This is a genomic window from Rhodococcus sp. I2R, assembly GCF_020889545.1.
Lineage (GTDB): Bacteria > Actinomycetota > Actinomycetes > Mycobacteriales > Mycobacteriaceae > Rhodococcoides.
Genome location: NZ_JAHUTG010000012.1, coordinates 42,524 through 61,808, shown reverse-complemented (window position 1 = coordinate 61,808; position 19,285 = coordinate 42,524). Strand labels below are relative to the sequence as shown.

At 63.2% G+C, this 19,285-nt stretch carries 15 protein-coding genes; 8 read left to right on the top strand and 7 right to left on the bottom strand.

Features of this window, described 5'->3' with window-relative positions; translation table 11 throughout:
* Positions 1-87: 87 nt before the first annotated feature.
* Positions 88-2,619 (top strand): bifunctional diguanylate cyclase/phosphodiesterase, encoded by a 2,532-nt coding sequence (locus KVY23_RS14375; protein ID WP_230557160.1) that lies wholly within the window; start codon positions 88-90, stop codon positions 2,617-2,619.
* A 742-nt stretch (positions 2,620-3,361) separates the two neighbouring features.
* On the opposite strand, the gene KVY23_RS14370 is transcribed toward KVY23_RS14375, so the two are convergent.
* A complete protein-coding gene (locus tag KVY23_RS14370; protein WP_230557159.1) occupies positions 3,362-3,880 on the bottom strand; it encodes an excalibur calcium-binding domain-containing protein in 519 nt (172 codons plus the stop codon).
* Positions 3,881-4,086: 206 nt separating this feature from the next.
* Here KVY23_RS14370 and KVY23_RS14365 point away from each other — a divergent pair, with 206 nt between their 5' ends.
* A complete protein-coding gene (locus KVY23_RS14365; protein ID WP_230557158.1) occupies positions 4,087-6,384 on the top strand; it encodes an excinuclease ABC subunit UvrA in 2,298 nt (765 codons plus the stop codon).
* A 1-nt stretch (position 6,385) separates the two neighbouring features.
* Here KVY23_RS14365 and KVY23_RS14360 read toward each other — a convergent pair whose 3' ends face one another.
* The 4 genes from KVY23_RS14360 to KVY23_RS14345 all read right to left on the bottom strand — a co-directional run bounded on the left by KVY23_RS14360 (position 6,386) and on the right by KVY23_RS14345 (position 9,126).
* Positions 6,386-6,913, bottom strand: a complete 528-nt coding sequence (locus tag KVY23_RS14360; protein ID WP_230557157.1) for an LpqN/LpqT family lipoprotein — start codon at positions 6,911-6,913, stop codon at positions 6,386-6,388.
* Positions 6,910-7,761, bottom strand: coding sequence for a hypothetical protein (locus tag KVY23_RS14355; protein ID WP_230557156.1), 852 nt, complete (start codon positions 7,759-7,761; stop codon positions 6,910-6,912). The genes KVY23_RS14360 and KVY23_RS14355 overlap by 4 nt, the downstream gene beginning before the upstream one ends.
* A gap of 106 nt (positions 7,762-7,867) precedes the next feature.
* Positions 7,868-8,638 carry a hypothetical protein gene (locus KVY23_RS14350; RefSeq protein WP_230557155.1) on the bottom strand — a complete coding sequence of 257 codons (771 nt, stop codon included), beginning with the start codon at positions 8,636-8,638 and terminating at the stop codon, positions 7,868-7,870.
* 194 nt (positions 8,639-8,832) lie between these two features.
* Positions 8,833-9,126 carry a hypothetical protein gene (locus tag KVY23_RS14345; protein WP_230557154.1) on the bottom strand — a complete coding sequence of 98 codons (294 nt, stop codon included), beginning with the start codon at positions 9,124-9,126 and terminating at the stop codon, positions 8,833-8,835.
* A 117-nt stretch (positions 9,127-9,243) separates the two neighbouring features.
* Here KVY23_RS14345 and KVY23_RS14340 point away from each other — a divergent pair, with 117 nt between their 5' ends.
* The 4 genes from KVY23_RS14340 to KVY23_RS14325 all read left to right on the top strand — a co-directional run bounded on the left by KVY23_RS14340 (position 9,244) and on the right by KVY23_RS14325 (position 13,945).
* Positions 9,244-10,116: a hypothetical protein gene (locus tag KVY23_RS14340; protein WP_230557153.1), complete on the top strand. Its 873-nt coding sequence runs from the start codon at positions 9,244-9,246 to the stop codon at positions 10,114-10,116.
* Positions 10,117-10,201: 85 nt separating this feature from the next.
* Positions 10,202-12,613 carry an ATP-dependent Clp protease ATP-binding subunit gene (locus tag KVY23_RS14335; protein ID WP_206510325.1) on the top strand — a complete coding sequence of 804 codons (2,412 nt, stop codon included), beginning with the start codon at positions 10,202-10,204 and terminating at the stop codon, positions 12,611-12,613.
* An 89-nt stretch (positions 12,614-12,702) separates the two neighbouring features.
* Positions 12,703-13,002: an antibiotic biosynthesis monooxygenase gene (locus KVY23_RS14330; RefSeq protein WP_230557152.1), complete on the top strand. Its 300-nt coding sequence runs from the start codon at positions 12,703-12,705 to the stop codon at positions 13,000-13,002.
* A gap of 79 nt (positions 13,003-13,081) precedes the next feature.
* The gene (locus KVY23_RS14325) at positions 13,082-13,945 is read left to right on the top strand and encodes an alpha/beta fold hydrolase (protein ID WP_230557151.1); all 864 of its coding nucleotides are present in this window, start codon (positions 13,082-13,084) and stop codon (positions 13,943-13,945) included.
* Position 13,946: 1 nt separating this feature from the next.
* On the opposite strand, the gene KVY23_RS14320 is transcribed toward KVY23_RS14325, so the two are convergent.
* Positions 13,947-15,299 (bottom strand): cytochrome P450, encoded by a 1,353-nt coding sequence (locus tag KVY23_RS14320; protein ID WP_230557150.1) that lies wholly within the window; start codon positions 15,297-15,299, stop codon positions 13,947-13,949.
* Positions 15,300-15,383: 84 nt separating this feature from the next.
* Between KVY23_RS14320 and KVY23_RS14315 the strand changes: the two genes are divergently transcribed.
* Entirely contained in the window at positions 15,384-16,001 is a 618-nt protein-coding gene (locus KVY23_RS14315; RefSeq protein WP_206510322.1) for a TetR/AcrR family transcriptional regulator, read from the top strand.
* A gap of 151 nt (positions 16,002-16,152) precedes the next feature.
* Here the strand turns inward: KVY23_RS14315 and KVY23_RS14310 are convergent, their stop codons facing one another.
* Positions 16,153-17,760, bottom strand: coding sequence for an MFS transporter (locus tag KVY23_RS14310; RefSeq protein WP_230557149.1), 1,608 nt, complete (start codon positions 17,758-17,760; stop codon positions 16,153-16,155).
* Between the two features lie 200 nt (positions 17,761-17,960).
* On the opposite strand from KVY23_RS14310, the gene KVY23_RS14305 reads away from it, so the two are divergent.
* Entirely contained in the window at positions 17,961-19,280 is a 1,320-nt protein-coding gene (locus tag KVY23_RS14305) for a diacylglycerol kinase family protein (RefSeq protein WP_230557148.1), read from the top strand.
* The last annotated feature ends 5 nt before the right edge of the window (positions 19,281-19,285 follow it).

Here is a 19,285-nt window from a genome sequence, read left to right as displayed (position 1 = left end):
TGTGGGTAGGCGGTAGATCGCCGATACGCGTCACCTCCGAAAAGTTCCCGACCTCACGCTGGCGTGAGATTGGGATACTCTCGGCCCGTGGGGAGCGGCTGGGTATGGGTGGTGGTCTTCAACGTAGTCACTGCTGCGGCATACCTGGGGATCGTATTGTTCATCGTCCGGGGCCTTCGCCGGACCGGGCAGCTGAGAAACAATCGACTGGCGCTGGCGACAGCGGCCATCTTCGTTACCTGCGCTGCGCACCATGTGCTGCACGCGGTGCACCTGCTGGCAGGATCCGACCACCATGCCTCGCATCTCGGAGGATCCGACGCCGGAGTGATCTCGATCATGCGGGAGTCGATGGGTGGCGGCATCGACATCGCGGTGACCGCGTCGACGGCGCTGGCGGGGGTCGTCTACCTCGGATTGCGTCGGTCATACGGTCCACTGCTTCGCTCGCCTGCCATGTTCGACGATGCGAGCGAGGCCCGGTACCGGCAGCTGGCAGCGAACTTGCCGCACACCATGGTGTTCTTGCTTGACCCCGACCTACGCTTCGTCCTCGTCGAGGGCGCGGATCTCGCAGCAGAGGGGTACAACAGGCGGCTGCTGGAGAAGAAGCTCCTGCGCGAGACGATGCCTCCGGACGTATACGCCGAGCTGGAACCGCACTACACGGCAGCGGTTGCCGGAAACGAGTCGTCTTTCGACTGGATCAGTTCCCGCACCGGCAAAACCTTCCAGGTCCGAGCCCGGCCGCTACGCGATGGGTCCGATCGGATCATCGGGGCCATGGTGCTGTCCGAGGACGTCACCGCCGAGCGCGAGGCGAAGTCAGAACTGGATCGGGCCAGGGCGTTCCGTGACGCGGTGTTGACCGCCTCGCCAGACATCACCACCGTGACCGACGTGAGCACCGGCAATCTGACGTGGGCCTCACGCAGCCTCCGGTCGCTGTTGGAAGGCCCCCTTCCGGACGACTTGCCGCCCTGGCACGGGCTCGACCGAGCGGACGGCACAGAAGAGGACCACCTGGAAACCGCAGTGCTGGCAGACGATGTCGACCGCCTCCGCACTGCCGACCGGCAGGCAGCATCACTACCCGACGGAGAGAGCCTCACTACTCGATACCGAGTGCGAGGGGCCGACGGAGAGACCCGATGGCTTTCGCGCCGCAGCACACCGTTCCGCCGGGGGCCGTCAGGGAAGGTCACGGAGGTATTGTCCGTCGTCCGTGAGGTGACCGATTTCGTCGAGGCCGAGCGGGCCCTCGAACGCGCTGCGCTGCAAGATCCGCTGACGGGGCTGCCCAACCGCATGCTGCTTCTGGACCGGATCGGCTCCGCTATCGAACGTGGCGAGCTAGCCGGCGCGGCCGCTGCCGTACTGTTCTGCGACCTGGACGGTTTCAAGCGCGTCAACGACACCGGCGGGCACGACGCTGGTGACGCGGTGCTCGTCGAGGTCGCCCACCGCCTGCGCTCTGTGTTGCGGGCGAACGACTCGATCGCGCGGGTCGGGGGCGACGAATTCGTACTCGTCGTCGATGCAATGCCCGCCGAGCACGACTCCTCCTCGGGAACGAGTGTCGGCGTGGCAGAGAAAGTCGCCCAACGCATCCGACAGGTGTTGGCCGCACCGATAGAGCACCGCGGCCGCCAGTACGTGGTGTCAGCGAGCATCGGAATAGTACTGGCGCGCAAAGGAACCAGCGCACAGGAGGTGCTACGGGACGCCGACTCCGCAATGTACCGCGCCAAACAGCTCGGCAAAGACAGAATCGAACTGTTCGACGATGCCCTGCGCGCGAACGCACTAGAACGTGCACACATCGAGCAGACCCTGCGGGAGGCCCTCGATTCCGATGGCAATTGCACAGCGACCCTCAGTGTGGTCTCTCAACCGATACACCAGCTCGACAGCGGTCGGTTGGTCAGCTTCGAAGCTCTGAGTCGCTTGCAGGACGCGAGCGGTGCGGAGATAACACCCGAGCGCTTCATCCCGGTCGCCGAGGACACTGGACTCATCACTCGCCTCGGCAAGCGGGTACTCGATGACGCCCTGGCCATGCTCGTGCGGTGGCGAACAGCGCACCCGCCCACCTCCGCAAAGGACGTGCCCGTCACAGTCGCGGTCAATCTCAGCCCCCGACAGGCCCAGCATGTCGACATGTCCGCTGTGGTCGGAGCAGCCCTCGACCGACACGGGCTATCACCCGAAGACTTGGTGCTGGAGCTCACCGAGTCAGTGCTATTGGAGTCGGGCTCTTCGATGCTGCGTCAACTCGGCGAGCTGCGCGACGGTGGTGTGGGCATCGCCATCGACGACTTCGGCACCGGTTTCGCAAGCCTGCGCTACCTCGCCACCCTGCCCGTCAGCGCGGTGAAGATCGACCGGTCGTTCACCGCAACCATGACCAGTGACTCGACCAGCAGCAGCATCGTCCGAGCCATCATCGCCCTCGCCCGCGACTTGCAGCTAGGGTGCGTGGTGGAAGGAATCGAAACCACCGACCAACTCGATGCCTTGCCCGGTTCGGTTCAGGGACAGGGGTTCCTGCTGGGCCCGCCCGCAGAAACCCCGTCGAACACCTGGGAGCGGCCTGGAGTGGTTCAGGGTGCTAGCTGATGAGTCGTACTTCGGCAGGAAGCATTGATAATGTCATTTCACGTTGAGAGAGAACGGTGTTCGACGAATGATCGAAATGCGTGGTTGAGTCATGGCCGAATACCGGTCCCGCTGGTTGATTGATGTTCCAATGGCAGATCCGGCATATCCCGACGTGGAATCGACCGAGGACGTCGACGACTACCTACCTCCACCCGATCCACCGGAGGGATTCGATTTCCTCACCGCGGCCCCGGGCATCGCAACGGTTACCACCGGCGTAATGCGGGGCAGGTCGGCATTTCGGTCCGGGCACTCGAAAGCGAACCGTCACAGCTGCACTCGGGCGACTGGGACACGATCGAAGAGATCAGTTTTCGGGCGTTGAGCGCGTTCACGCGCGTTGCTTCAGGCGAGTACTACCCCTTGCGGCCGAGGGAGCGGGACTGTTCCAGTCATCGGTGACACCGAGCGGACCTGGGTTCTATCGAGGACGCGCATACGAACGCAACCGACGGTTGGCAGTGGGCGAGCATCGAGACGCCAACGATCCACCCACACAGGAAATTTACGTGATCGAAGTGTGGCCTACGAACACCGAGGACGAGGATCGACGGCGACTGAAGGGACCGCAATCAACGATGCTGAGGTGACGGCCTGATCCTGAGCATGAACGTGGATGGGTCTGCACGAGCCTGAAGGGCGAAACATGCACTGCATCATCAAGAGCAGTAGGCACTCAGCGCAATACAGCTCCCGTCCTTCACGAAACCTCACATCCAATGCCGTCGTTGTCGCGATCCAAGTGTGATCCATAGCCAGCTTCACCAACGTAAACAGGCGCCGCACCGGCGGCTCGTGCTGCCGTGCAATTTTTGTAGTAGACGGATCCCGCCCCCTGAGGAACGACAGCCGGTTCTGGTTCCGGTGGTGGTGGTGGCGGCGGCGGCGGTGGCGGTGGTGGTGGTGGTGGTGCAGCGGGTACCGGAACGTAGTTGCGATCGTCGTCCGAATTGTCTACGCGCGGCAGATCCGGGAGCACCGTCGTGGTCGACGACTGAGCAGTGGTTGTGGCTGAAGTGGTGAAAGACGCTTGCGACGAGGTTGTGCCGGTCAGAGTTGGCGCCTCGGGACTCGACGGGGTCGACTCTCCGCCGCACGCTGCGAGAAAAAATGACAATGCCAGAACGGGCGCTGCCACGAGGGTACGGATCGCACGGTCACGATTCGGTGTGGGGCCTGGAGAAAGTACTCGCGGCGGTCGACTCTTGGGTGTAGTCATGATGCCTCAGACCAAATAGGGGGTATGTGTGTTCTACTTCACAATCGGACTGGCGCCGCAGGCTGGAACAGCCACACGGGCGTGGGTCACGCAATAGCTCGCGGCGAACTTGAGCGCTTCTTGTCGTACGGTGTACGGTAGACTCGTCGCGTCCCCGTCAGTTTCGGCGTGGACTAACCATGCCCGGTGAAAGGTGCCCTCCCGAGATGACCCCTGCCGCGTCGAATCAAACCGAGACGAATCCAGCCGACGCACTCTCCACGATCGTCATTCGAGGCGCGCGCGAGAACAACCTGCACGAGATCGATCTGGACATTCCCAAGCGGAAGCTGGTGGTCTTTGCAGGGGTGTCCGGCTCCGGCAAGTCATCGTTGGTGTTCGACACCATCGCGGCCGAGGCCCAGCGGCAAATCAACTCGACGTTCACCGCCTTCGCGCAAACGTTTCTGCCGTCGTACGGCCGCCCCGACGCCGATCTCATCGCCAATCTCTCGGCAGTCATCATCGTCGACCAGAAGCGGTTGTTCGGCGGTCCGCGCTCGACGGTCGGCACCATCACCGACATCGGCGACTGGTTGCGAATGCTGTGGTCGCGCGGGGTGAAGCCGTCGATCGGGTACGCCAACGCGTTCTCCTTCAACGACCCCGCCGGGATGTGCCTCGAATGCGAGGGCCTCGGCGAGGCCAAGGTGATCGACATGGATCAACTCGTCGACGAGTCGAAGTCGTTGCGCGAGGGCCCCTTCAAGCACCCGGACTTCGAGCCGGGCAAGTGGCCGTACCGTGTGTTCGCCGACTCCGGTTTGTTCGACCTCGACGTGCCGATCGAGCAGTACTCCGCCCGTGAGCGTCACCTGTTCTTCGATGCCAAGCCCGGCGAGGTCGCGATGGTCAATCCGGACGCGATCATGAAGACCTACGAGGGCATCGTCTCGCGGTTCCGGCGCAGCTACCTGTCGAAGGACGCCGACGCTTTGAAGGGCAAGGCGAAAGCAGCGTTCGATCGCATCGTCACGCGCGGAGTCTGCGACGCATGCGGCGGAACACGCTATAACGAGACCATCCGCGGCGCGACGCTCGAGGGACTCTCGCTACCCGACGCCTTCGCCATGCAGGTCTCCGAACTCGCCGAGCTCATCGACACCTGGACGCTGAAGGATCTCGACGCTCCGCGCTCGGAGATCGTCACCCAATTGCGCAGACTTGTCGACCTCGGACTCGGTTACCTCAGCCTCGACCGCGCAACATCGACGCTGTCCGGCGGGGAATCGCAGCGCATCAAGATGGTTCGACACCTCGGCGCAACGCTCAACGACATGCTCTATGTCTTCGACGAACCAACCACAGGCCTGCATCCACGTGACGTACACCGCCTCGACGAGATGTTGCTTGCGTTGCGAGACAAGGGAAATACCGTGCTGGTCGTCGAACATGATCCCGAGGTGATGTCGATCGCCGACCGCATCGTTGAAATCGGACCGGGCGCAGGCAAGGCCGGCGGCACAGTCGTCTTCGAGGGCACGTTCGATGAACTCAGGACGGCCGACACACGCACCGGTACCGCGCTCCGCCGCGACAACGCCATCGTCCGAACTTCCCGGACCCCGACCGACTTCTTGCACATCGCGGGCGCGAACACACACAACTTGCAGAACGTGAGCGTCGACGTGCCGCTGGGGGTCATGACTGCCGTCACCGGGGTCGCCGGGTCCGGCAAGTCCTCTCTCATCCACGGCCATCTACGTTCCGTGGCACCCGAGGCCGTCATCATCGACCAGTCACCCATCCGCGGGTCGCGTCGCTCCTCCCCCGCCACCTACTCCGGGCTACTCGATCCCATCCGGGCCTACTTCGCGAAGAAGACGGGCCAACCCGCGTCGCTGTTCTCGCCGAACTCCGACGGCGCGTGCCCGGACTGCCAGGGCAGCGGGATCATCTTCACCGACCTGGGGTTCACCGACCCAGTGTCGAGCACGTGCGAGACGTGCCAGGGCAGACGGTTTCGCCCCGGAGCAATCCGGCATACCGTCGACGGCATCAGCATCGCGGACATCTTCGAGATGTCTGTCGAGGACGCCCAAGACTTCTTCGAGGTCAAGAAGATACGCGACATTCTGCATCGCTGCTCCGACGTCGGTCTCGGGTATCTGTCTCTCGGCCAGAATCTTTCGTCTTTGTCGGGTGGCGAGCGTCAACGACTCAAGCTGGCAACAGAGCTCGTCGGATCATCACCGATCCTTGTTCTCGATGAACCGACGACCGGGTTGCACCCGTCGGATGTTGCGAACCTCATCGGGCTGCTGTCCGGCATGGTCGACGAGGGCCGCACTGTGATCGTGATCGAGCACAATCTCGACGTTGTCGCGGCTGCGGACTGGGTGATCGACCTCGGTCCCGACGGCGGTCACAACGGTGGCAAGGTCGTCTTCACCGGAACCGTCGACGAGTTGGTCAAGTCCGATACGCACACTGGGGTTTACCTGGCAAAAAGCCTCGGCCGGTGAGTCATTGACGCCCGATTGTCACCGAGTCGGTCAAAGCTTCCATGCGCGAACCCAATGTGGCCCACTGCGAGGCCGAGATCGTGGCCGTTAGCTGCACCAGATACTGATCGACGAGGGGATGTACGACGGTGTATCGGGTGCGGCCGACCAATTGATGTTCACTGTTTCGGTAGCGCCCGCTGATGGACACGGACGGTAGGCCACAGAATTGGTCGCGATCACGGGTGATCTCGGCCCATTGGGGGAGGGCGCGCGAATCGTTGAACCCGTAGGACAGCAACTCCTCCGCATCGACCGCTCGGGACAACGCGCCAACCAGTATCACCACATTCGGTGCGAATCCGTCGACGACACTCGTGTCGTCGAAAAACACGGCAGCGGCGTGCGGAAACATGGTTTCGGGTGCCCGGTTCCATCCGGCGGGCTGGGTGAGAACGATGTCCAGACGCGAACATTCGTCGACAGAGGCGGTGGACAGATCGACTCTTTGTTCGTCGAGGTACTGACTTATGGTCTTGGGGTTGCTCACTGTGGTTTCTTCACCGCCTCGCGGGAGAGTCGTAGCCGTTCCCTCAGAGGTGGCGCGTGAAGCAATTCACGCGCGTCCTCGCGGGCCAACCGCTCTCTTGCCCAGAGATTCTCGTGACACCACAGAACCAAAGCCATGATCGCGTTCGGCTCAGCGCCCAGCTCGTACGCCCTCAATGCCATGGAGTCTTCGGTATCGAAACGCTCCAACTTCCGAGAGGGATCGAGGCTACTGGAGACGAGTCTGATGATCGGATTCTTCACCGTCGAGTAAGCCGTGTGCACATCGTGTGTATCGACCTTGACTTCGTCGATATCCTCCCATCGGAGAAACTCCTCGACGCACTCGGACCGCAACAACCGACGACGACGCGCCTGACGCAGGATTCCATCTGGGTACAGCGACACATCGGTTCGCGCCTGTAGCAGGCAGACAATGATGAACAGAATCAGACCAACTGTCATGCCAAGCACGATCACACCACCCTCATCATTGTTGCGAGATGATGGCAGCAAGGACTCCGAGGTTCCACGGAACTGCACAACAACGGCAACCACGGCCCATACCGTCATCGCGAGAAATGCGGCAAGCAGGAGACCCGTCAACCGACGCCGGAGCTGAAGCCCAGGCCCCCGGTGCTCATCAATGATCAACTTGACCTTGCGCCATGGCCTGCGTAGCTGAATTCCTGCCAAGGCGAAGACTGTCGAGCTGAGCAACAGCATTCCCAGCCCGAAGGCCGCGCCTCCAAGCGCGATACCCCAGTCCTTATCCTTAACTCCCGAAAAGGCCATCGCCAGTGACAACGCCCCGGCGAGCGTTATGCCGCTTGCCGAAACCAACAGCACGATGCCGACACGCCTCGGCCAATATGCTCTCCAGGTTGGAGCCACATGCACCCTGGATTCGAGCCCCTCTTCGTTCACGTTTCTTCCCCGTCCCGCGATTCAATGCTCACCAAGCCCATTGCATACCCTTGGTGACTCCATACGCAGCGAGTCCACCCAGAACCAGTCCACCTAGCGCGCCGGCGACGGTACCGACACCGGGGACGACCGACCCAGCAGCGGCACCCACTCCAATAGCTGTTCCCACACCGGCCAACGTCCCCACTGAATTCGTGACCACCGCTTGGGTTACATCCATGCCACCGTCGATGTCGTTCTTGATGGCAGGCACCGTACCGAGAACTGCCCCGAAGGCCCCGAATCCCCGTCCGATATTTCGGGCGACATCATCAACGGATCCGGCGGCAGCGTTCTTCAATCCCTCCGTCACCGAGGTCGTCATCCCGGAGATGATCGACGACGCCGTCGTTGCCGGAATATCGGGTTTCCAGGTGAACTCTCCCTCCGCGTTCTCGACGAATCGACCCGGTGGATTCTCGAGCCCCAGCTTTGCCAGCTGCAAGGTGGGCTCGTCGAGCCGGCTTGCGGCTTCGGCTGCCGTCTCAGCAGCCTGGCGAAGAGCCTCTGCGATTCGAACGGACTGCTCCGCAGCGGCGTGCCTGAGGTCGCGGGCAAGTTCGCCGACGTTCACGATACCGGCCGGCAACAACGCAACAGCCGCCTCGGCATTCGCCACTCCCTCGTCGTTGACGTCGAAGGAACTGGAAGTTGCTGCGCTGACTTCGAACTCGACATGTTCTCTTGCAGCCTCCAACATGCGCGCCGCTGCCTCGTACGCTGCGCCGAGTACCTCGAGGTGTCCTGCGACGTGGCCCATTCGCGAACACTCTGTGACGATGCGAGCAGCAGCAGCGTTTGCGGCGTCACCACCCCACGAGTCAGCCAGATCGTCCTGTTCTCGGAGCACACTCGTGCGCTGTCCATCGACACGTCTCACAACCTCCGTGAGGGCGACTTGCGTCGAACGGAGCGCGTCCGGCTTCCAACTCCGCACTTGCGAGACAGTGAGGCTCATTTCGGTCCGCCCATCGACACCAGCTTCTCAGTGAACTCGCTCTCGGCAACCTGATAGTCGTTGGCTACGCCGGCAGCGATTTCAGCGACCGAACCGAGGCGCCCGGCAAGGCCCTGAACAGCGGCCGCAGCAGCAGCGGCAGACAGCGTGTTGGCTTGGTCGAAGTCGGTGCCCTTGACCGCCCCCTCCGAGGCCCTGAACGGTGCCAGGGCGTCGATCCCATCCAATGCACCTGCCGACTGCCCGAGCATCCCCGCGAACGCACGCAGTATTGCCGGATCCACGTTCACGTCGGTGCACTCCTATCGGAAGGTCGGTCGTTCATAGATTTCGACGCGAACGGGGACGAATCGGTTCCACTTCAGGATCAGCCGAGGTGTCACCTGGAGCAGGTAGGTTCGGGCACCATGAGCAACGACACATCGACCGCCATTGCCCGGGCCGCGTACAAGACCCTCGAGCCCTACCACCTCGCCGCGTACTTCAACCCGCAGCTGAGGTCGGTCGGCGAGGAGACAGGGCTCGACGGGCACGCCTGGTACGTCGGTGCGCGGGCGGCTCCGATGGGGCCGTGCGCGGCCAGCGTCGTCACGTCCGCGTTCTACAACTTCAACCCCGAGCTGATCGAGCGGGTGTGGCCGCAGGCGGTCGAAGCCGGGCTGGACACCGTGTCAGCTCGACGCTGGGCGATGCTCGACAACGTGCTCAGCGACGCTCTCGGCCCACTCGCAACCGATCCCGAGCTGGCCAAGATCGCCGGACGGCTCCACGAGATCAGCGAGACCGCAGTGTTCGCGGGACGTCCGCTGTCCGCGGCATGGCATTGCTCGCCCAGTCCCGAATTGCCGCACCTCGCCCTGTGGCACGCTATCGCCGTCATGAGGGAGTGGCGCGGTGACGGCCACATTGCGACCCTCGTCGACGCCGAACTGGATCCCATCGAAGCCGTCGTGTTCCACGACGCGACGCACCCCGACCCGAAGGCGCGCAAGGTGCTCGGTAAGCGGATAACGCAGCTCACTCGGCAGTGGTCGGATGAGGAATGGAACGCGGCGGCCGAGCGTTTGCAGACCCGCGGGCTGCTCACGCACTCCGAGGACGGCGAGGCACTCACGGACGAGGGAGTCGCGCTCGATGCCCATATCGAGGGCCGCACCGATGTGCTGGCCTCCTCGATCTGGCGCAACGTTTCCGACGCGGAGGAGCTGATCACCAGCGCGCGCCCCTACGTCAAGGCAGTCCTCACCGCGGGAATTCTGCCGGGCACGAAGAAGCGCTGAAGATTTTTCTGTCCGGCGGGAATTGATACGCCTCCGAGCACGTTAGTTGAGTCGAAGTCGCTCAATCTTCCGTAGGAGGAACTCAATGCCGGCATTCCTGGGACCCGAGGGCCCGCGTCGCATCGACATCAGTCGCCTGATGAGCAGGTCGACCCAATCGCTCATCGGCGATGCAGCCACGTTTGCTGCCGGTCGCGGCGACGCCGAGCTCGACGCGCTGCATGTGCTGCACGTCATGGCGCAGCACGACCCCACCCGCAGCCTCATGCAGCGCGCGGGCGTCCAGTCCCCCGCCGTGGTCGATGCCGTGGAGCTGAGGCTCCCGCAATCGCGTGCGGGCGCTGCAGTCAACGCCACCGTGCTCAGCAGCACCCTGAAGACCGCAATTCTCGAAGCTCATCACATCGCCCAAACGTTGGGCTCCACATACATCGACCCCGAGCACCTGTTTCTCGCGTTCGCTGCCGATCAGGACCACATCGCCGGCCGTCTGCTCACGTCCGAAGGGATCACCCCGGACGGGTTGCAGACTGCGATCAAGGGCGGCTCGGTCGAACCCAAGTCCGACTCGGGCACGCCGACGCTCGACAAGTACGGCGTCGACCTGACCGGACGCGCACGCGAGGGTGGCGTCGACCCCGTCATCGGACGCGCCGACGAGATCGCGCAAACCATCGAGATCCTCTCGCGCCGCACCAAGAACAACCCCGTTCTGGTCGGCGAAGCCGGCGTCGGCAAGACGGCCGTCGTCGAGGGCCTCGCCCAACGCATCGTCGACGGGGATGTACCGGATCGCCTGCTGAACAAGCGAATAGTTCAGCTCGACCTCTCGTCGATGGTCGCCGGCACTCGGTACCGCGGCGACTTCGAAGAACGCCTCACCAAGGTGATCGACGAAATCTCGGCCAACAAGGACGAGCTGATTGTCTTCATCGATGAGGTCCACACCATCGCCGGTGCGGGCGGAGGCGCAGAGGGAGCAATGGACGCCGGCAACATCCTCAAGCCCAAGCTGGCTCGCGGTGAGCTGCACATCGTCGGTGCGACCACGCAGGACGAGTACCGCACCAACATCGAGAAAGACCCCGCTCTCGAACGCCGGTTCCAGCCGGTCACGGTCCCCGAGCCCAGCATCAGCGACGCGAAAGCAATACTCACGGGTCTGCGGAGTCGCTACGAGGAGCACCACGGCGTCCGCTACACCGACGAGGCGATCGACGCGGCCGTCGAGTTGTCCGATCGCTACATCGGCGACCGATTCCTGCCTGACAAGGCCATCGACCTCATCGATCAGGCGGGCGCTCGAAAGCAGCTGAGCCGCCCGTCGGTGGATGTCGAGGCCATCGAAAAGCAGCGCGCGGCACTCGATGCCGAGAAGGAACAAGCAATCGCGCAAGAGGACTACGAGCGTGCGTCGCAATTGCGCGACGAGTCCGCGAAGCTCCAGGCCCGCCTGACCGGCACCGCTACCGAGCAAGTCACGCTGGAGGTGACTGCCGAGGACATCGCCGGCGTGGTTTCTCGCGCGACGGGTATCCCCGCCAGCCAGATGACACAGGAGGAGAAGGAACGCCTGCGTCGACTGGAGTCGGAGTTGCACGAGCGCGTCGTCGGCCAGGACGAAGCCGTCGAGGCCATCGCCCGCGCGGTACGCCGCAGCCGGACCGGCATGAGCGATCCCGACCGTCCCGTCGGCAGCTTCCTGTTCCTCGGCCCGACCGGCGTCGGCAAGACCGAGCTCGCAAAGGCCCTCGCTGCATCGCTTTTCGGTGACGAGAAGAAAATGCTCCGCGTGGACATGAGCGAGTTCGGCGAGCGGCACACGGTAAGCCGGCTGGTCGGTGCACCTCCGGGGTATGTCGGATACGGCGAGGCAGGCCAGCTGACCGAACAGGTTCGGCGCAACCCGTACTCGGTGGTGCTGCTCGACGAGATCGAAAAGGCTCACCCGGATGTGTTCGACACGCTTCTGCAGGTGCTCGACGACGGACGGCTCACCGACGGGCAAGGCCGCACGGTGAATTTCCGCAACACAGTGGTGATCATGACGAGCAACCTCGGCTCGGACATCATCTCGAGCAAGTCGGGCGGTCTCGGCTTCACGACAGGCGACGCCGACGACAAACCACTGCGGGACCGCGTGATGGGACGGCTACGGGAGGCTATGCGACCCGAGTTCCTCAACCGAATCGACGAGATCGTGGTGTTCCGAAAGCTCGACACCGAGCAGCTGCACCGCATCACCGACCTGATGCTCGAGGAGAGCCGCGAGCGCCTGTCGGCGAAGGGCATCGAGATCACCTTCAGTGACTCTGCGGTCGATTGGCTGGCGGCGAACGGTCACCAACCCGAGTTCGGCGCTAGGCCGCTGCGTCGCTCTATACAGCGTGCACTCGACGACCGAATCGCCGACTTGCTGCTCGACGACATCCTCATCGAGGGCGGCAAGGTCGCCGTCGACGTCGCCGACGACGAACTGGCCCTGAGCGTCAGCTGACACGACTCCGCCGCATGAACTCCCCGCACGCCATACGTGCGGGGAGTTCATGGATTCAGAGCTCGAGCGCGCACTGCCATACTGTGCCGATGATCTTGGAGCACGCACTGCTGCACGTTGCACCCTCCCGATCCGACGAGTTCGAAACCGCCTTCGCGGAAGCCAAGTCGATCATCTCGTCGATGCCGGGCTTCGTGTCGTTGAGGCTCTCGCGCGGGATAGAGCGCCCCGACGTCTACGTTCTACTGGTCGAGTGGATGACGCTCGAGGACCACACCGAAGGATTTCGGCAGTCCAACGAGTACCTGCAGTGGAAAAAGTTGCTGCACCACTTCTACGATCCATTTCCGATCGTCGAGCACTTCTCGCCGGTCCTCGGCGGATCGTAAAGGTCTGCAATCTCCTCCGCTGGAGCCCCGGCTGGCGATATGTTCGACCACGACCCCCTCACCGTCGAAGGAGCAATCCGTGGCCAACGCATCGTCGTACGTTTCCATGCAGGACGAGCTGAGGATCAGCACTTACACGTGGCCCACCACGGCCGAGCCTGCGCGCGGAGTGGTTCAGATCGCGCACGGATTGGCCGAACACGGCAGCCGCTATGCCCGCTTCGCGGGAGCGCTGAACAGCGCCGGCTTCCATGCCATTGCCTCCGACCACCGCGGACACGGTTCGTCGATCACCGACACACCGGGCGATTTCGGCGCACAAGGATTTGCCGCGTTGTGGTCGGACATCGAACAACTTGGGGAGTCACTACGGTTGGACCACCCGAACCTGCCACTGTTCCTGTTTGCTCACTCGATGGGATCTTTTGCTGCGCAACATGTTCTGATCGAACGCTCTGATCTGTACGACGGGGTCGTCCTGTCCGGATCGACGACGCTCGACGTCCTGGCAGCGAACATGGCCGACGCCCCCGCGGGAGACCTCAGCGTCTTCAACAGCGCGTTCGAGCACCGCACCGGCTACGAGTGGCTTACCCGCGACGAGGCAGAAGTCGACACCTACGTTGCCGACCCGCTGTGTGGCTTCGACCTTCCCGACACCACGGTGCCCGCCCTGTTCACCGGTGCGGACGAGCTCGCCGACCCGAGGAAGCTCGGCGAGATCCGCTCGGACCTACCGTTGCTCCTGACCTCGGGATCCGATGATCCGCTGGCCGACGGTGGGCAGCTCATCGAACTACTCGCCTCCCGGTACCGCGAAGCAGGACTGAGCGAGGTCACCGTCAAGATCTACCTCGGAGCCCGGCACGAAATCGTCAACGAAACCAACCGCGACGAGGTCACCTCCGACATCATCGATTGGCTGACCGACCGACTCGGCTGAGCTACCGGCGTCGCAAATTCACCGGCTGCCCGTCCTCAGGAAAGGGCAGGGAGGTGAAGTTCAGTGGCGCAACGTAATCCGCCGGGACGGACCAGTCGAACTTCAGCAGCAGGTGGTGCATGATCGTCTTGATCTCGGCGCCCGCGAAGAACATGCCGATGCACTTGTGGACGCCACCGCCGAACGGCTCCCACGCGTAGCGATGCACCTTGTCCTCGCGGCGGTCCGAGGCGAACCTGCCGGGGTCGAACGCCTCGGGGTCGGGCCAGTACTCGGACATGTGATGGGTGAAGTGCGGCGCCACCGCCGCGAAGGTCCCGGCCGGGACGAAGTGCCCCTGCACCTCGGTGTCCTTGATCGCGCGACGGGCGACCACCGGCGTCGGGGATACCAACCGGAGGCATTCCTTCATCACCAGGTCGACACTCTCGAGTTGATCCAACTGACCGAGCGTCGGCGAATCCGTGCCGAGCCCGAGCGATTCCGCACGGCATTTGTCCTGCCATTCGGGATGCTGACCAAGGTATTGCATCATGGTCGATAGCGTGATCGTCGACGTGTCGTGGGCGGCCATGAGCAGGAAGATCATGTGATCGACCACTTCGTCGTCGGTGAACCGCTGACCGGTGTCGGACTCGATGTGGCACAGCACCGAAAACATGTCGTCGGTCTCGGTGGCACGCCGCGCCGGAAGGTAGCGCCGGAAGAACTCGTCGAGCATCCGACGCCCGTCGAGGCCACGCTTCCACCTCGTTCGCGGCAGTCGATACCGCACGATCGACGTCGCGGCCTGCACGCACGCTACGAAGCTGTCGTTGATCTCGGCGATCTCGGCAGGCGTGCTCCCCTCCGCCCCGCCCATGAAGATGTCGGTGGCCACGTCGAGTGTGAGCGCCTTGAGCGCGGGATACACACGAAAGCCAGAGCACGGGTTCCACGCGTCGAGACCTGCGGCGACGACCGGGTTCAATGACGCCACCGACTTGACGAGCCGTTCCCGGGTGAAGGCCTGCTGCATGATCCGGCGGTGTCGCATGTGCTCCTCGGAGTCGAGGAGCATCAATCCGCCGTGAAAGAACGGGCCGATCAGCAGCGACCAACCGTCGCTGTTGACGAAGGCCCTGTCCTTGTTCTGCAGAACCTCCTGGCAGGCGTCGGGCCCGAGGACCGTGATCCATCGCTTCCCTGCCATGGTCATCCACGACACCTCGCCGTACTTGTTCCAACGCTGCTGAAACAGGGCGAGTGGATCTCGGATGTAGTTCAGCGTGTGCCCGACGACCGGCAAGCCGCCGTCGCCGGATACAGCCTGGAGTCGAGACTCCGCTGGTGGAGCAGCCAAAACGCGTGTCATGTGCACCTCCGTCAATCTGACAGGGGGTCATGTCAGATTGGATGTAGTGTGCGTCACACTCCTCGGATCTGTCAACATCTATCCATGACACCCACCACGCGTCGCTACGCAGGCATGAGCGCCGACGACCGCGCTGCCGAGCGTCGAGCACGCTTGCTCGAAGCCGGGTTGGAGGTGTTCGCCACCGCCGGAGCTGCCGGGGCGACGATGACGGCTGTCTGCGCGCAGGCGAAGCTCACCGAGCGTTACTTCTACGAAAGCTTCACCAGCCGAGACGATCTACTGCGGCACGTCGTCGACGCGGTATCCGAGGAAATCAAACTCGCCGCGCTCAGCGCCCTGCACTCCCCCGCAGCAACCGTCGACAAGCAGGTCGAGAATGCGATCGCAGCCTTTGTCGCCGTTCTCACCGAGGACAGGCGCAAGGGTCGCGTGGCGCTGATCGAGTCGTCCGCAGTCGAATCCCTTCGCACGCACCGCCGAGAGTTGATGCGAGACTTCTCGCGGATCGTCGCCGAGGAATCCCATGAACTGTTCGGCGAGCGCGCCTGGCCGCAGCCGCAATCGTCCATTCACGGACTCCTGTTCATCGGCGGACTCGCCGAACTCGTCGTCGCATGGCTCGGGGATGAGATCGACGCGACACCGCAGCAGATCGTCGACGCTGCGACGCGCCAATTTCTCTCGGCCGCCCACCGCTGACACGTCGTTACAGTGGATGGAGTAGAACTGAGAATCCAACTTGATCTCGAGCAACATCATGTTGGGTGGACGCGCGCCATATCCATTGCGGTGAAACAGTTCTCACCGCTGACAGCTTCCCGGCTACGGGTTCTCGGCTACGGGTTCTCGGCTACGGGTTCTCGGGCACCTGAGCGGCAGGCGCCTGCCGCGGAATGTTACCCGTGAAGAACAAGGCCGTCAGCCCCAGCAGAGCTGCCAGCGCCAGTGCTACTCGCAGTGCCTCGAGCCGAGCATCCGCATTGAGGTCCACAATCTCCTGAGCAGTCGATTCCGACACCGACGCCTCGTTCAGGGCAACTCTCAGCTGGGAATCGGACAGGAACGGAACACCGCTGGCAAGTTCGGTCGAAGCCTGCTCCTTCGTTGCGGCCGGAACATCGGGATTCGATTGAATGCCCGCAACGATCGTCGCGCTCAGGGTTGCGATGAGAACGGATCCGATCAGCGCAGTTCCGAGTGATGCACCGAGATTGGTAGCCGTGTTCTGCAATCCGCCGACCTCTGCGCTCTGCGAATCCGGCACGGCCGATACCGTCACCGCTCCGAGCTGCGAGGCCAGGGCCCCGAGCCCCAGGCCCATGAGAAGCATCGGTACCGCAACGATGCCGGCATTGGCACCGGGATCGAGCCCGGCAACCAACACCAGGATGCCGATTGTCATCGACGCCAACCCCCACCGCACGACTCGACGCGGGTTCGCACGAGGCCACAGCTTCGGAATGCCAGCAGCCGCGACGAGCAACGCAATCGACAGCGGGATGAGTCGTATGCCGGTCTGCAGGGCGCTCAATTCCAGTACGACAGACAGGAACAGCGGCACGGTGAAGAAGACGCCCGCCTGGACGGTGAACTGCGCAAAGAACATGGTGAGCCCACCGGTCAACTGACGGTTGCGAAACAGCCGCGGATCGATCAACGGCTCTCTGCCGGACTCGGCAAGATGCGTCTGCCATCTCATGAATACGTACAAGAGCATCGTTCCGGCCAGCAGCAGCCAGATCACCGGTGACAAGCCCGCGATTTCGGAGCCTCCCGGTTTCGGCTGAATCCACCCCCACTCACCCGACCTGAGCACGCCGAACACGATCAGACCCAGGCTGGCCACCGACAACACGGAGCCGACCAGATCGAGCCGAACTTTTGCAGGCGGAACATCGTTGATGCGACGCAGCACCAACAAGATCACAATGACGATTACGACCTCACCGACGAACACGTACCGCCACGAGGCGAACGTGGTCACCGCTCCCCCGATCAGGGGTCCCGCCGCCACCGCCATCGCGCCCGCCGCAGCGACCAGACCGTATGCTGCTGATCGCTTTTCGGGAGGGAAGTTCGCCGCAACCAACGCGACGATGGCAGGCATGATCAGCGCCGCACCCATGCCTTCGAGTAACGACCACCCGATCAACAGCACCGGAAGATTCGGTGCCAATGCCGTGGTGAGCGACCCGAGGCCGTAGATGATGAGACCGAGGGCAAACGCTCGGCGCCTTCCGATGATGGTGCCGATCTTGCCCCCGGTGATCATGAGCGTCGCCATCACCAGCGTGTAGAGCGTGATCGCTGTCTGGATCCCGGTAATTGTCGTGCCCAGGTCGGCAGCAACCTGAGCCATCGACACGTTCATGACCGAACTGTCCAGCGTCATCAAGAACTGACTCGACGCCAACACCGTCAGCACAAGCCCTGAACCTGTTTTCGTTGCAGCAGTCATGAACTCACCCGCCTGGCAGCATTGGTCCCACGACTATGCAGCTGGTCGGTCGATTCCGAATCACCCGTCTCGGATGAGATGCCTCGGCGCACACTCCTGGACACCGCCCAGAATTCCTCTCCCACAGGTGGAAGATGGGACATACGATGAAAAGTCGATCCGTCGCAAGGAATGGACGCGAAACCGGGAGGGGCCCTCACGTGAACGGATCAGACTCTGCCAATTTCAGTGACCGTGGTCGGCGCTGGTGGGCACGTGGGGCATTCGCGTTGGCAGTGGCTGCGGCGGCGGTACCCGTGCTGTTTGCCGGGGTGCTGGGCGCCGTGGCGTTGCTCGTCGTGGAAATCGGTGGCGTCGTGGTCACGGTGGCGTCGTTGTACTGGTTCCTCGCCCGACGCGGGGTGCTCAGGTGGATATCCCTGGGAGTGGCGATCGTGACACCGGTCATCGTTCTCGCCGTGTTCGTGCGGGCTCACTTGCTGTGGGTGGTCCTACTTGCCTACCTGCTCGCGCTGGCAGCGGGCGTCTGCGCCCGTGCCGCCTTGCGTACCCATCGCGCGGAGGCGACCATGCCCGAATACCCTGCCTCGCCAGCGCAGCATCCGTTCATGATCATGAATCCGCATTCCGGTGGCGGAAAGGTCGCAAAATTCGACTTGAAGCGCAAAGCCGAGGCTTTGGGCGCCGAGGTAGTGCTACTGGAAGGCCCTGGCAACATCGATGTCGCGGCTCTGGCCCGGCAGGCTGTCGAGCAGGGGGCGGATCTGCTGGGGGTGGCCGGCGGGGACGGTACCCAGGCGCTCGTCGCGGCGGTCGCGGCCGAACACGACCTGCCCTTCTTGGTGATCAGCGCCGGAACCCGCAACCACTTCGCGATGGATCTCGGACTCGATCGATCCGATCCGGCCCGATCGCTGGATGCACTCCGGGATGGTGTCGAGCTGCGCGTGGATCTGGGCGCGGTCGATGGACGGCCCTTCGTCAACAACGCATCCTTCGGGGTGTACGCCGAAATCGTAAGCAGCCCCGCATACCGTGACGACAAGGCTGCAACTGTCCTGAAACTGCTCCCCGATCTGCTGACCGGGCACTCCGGCCCACGTTTGGTTGCGCATATCGGTGCCAATGCGGTGGAAGAGCCGCAAGCAGTTCTGGTGAGCAACAATTCCTATGGCACCAGTGACCTTGCGGGTCTGAGCCGCCGCGACCGTCTCGATCGCGGCGTCCTCGGCGTGGTCACGCTGTCTGTATCGAACACCCGAGAAGCGGTCGACTTACTGCGCCTCAACAATGTTCGTGGTTTGACGCAGACAACGGCGAGAGAGGTGATTGTAGAGGCCGACACCCCGGAGATCCCCGTGGGCGTCGACGGTGAATCGCTCCTGCTCCGCACTCCCGTGCGGTGCACCGTACACCCAGGCGCCTTGCGGGTGCTGGTTCCCCGAGACAGGCCGGGGGTACGTGTTGCTGCACCGGTGTTCGATTGGGTTCGGCTGTGGCGGACGGCTTTCCCGAGCTGACTTCG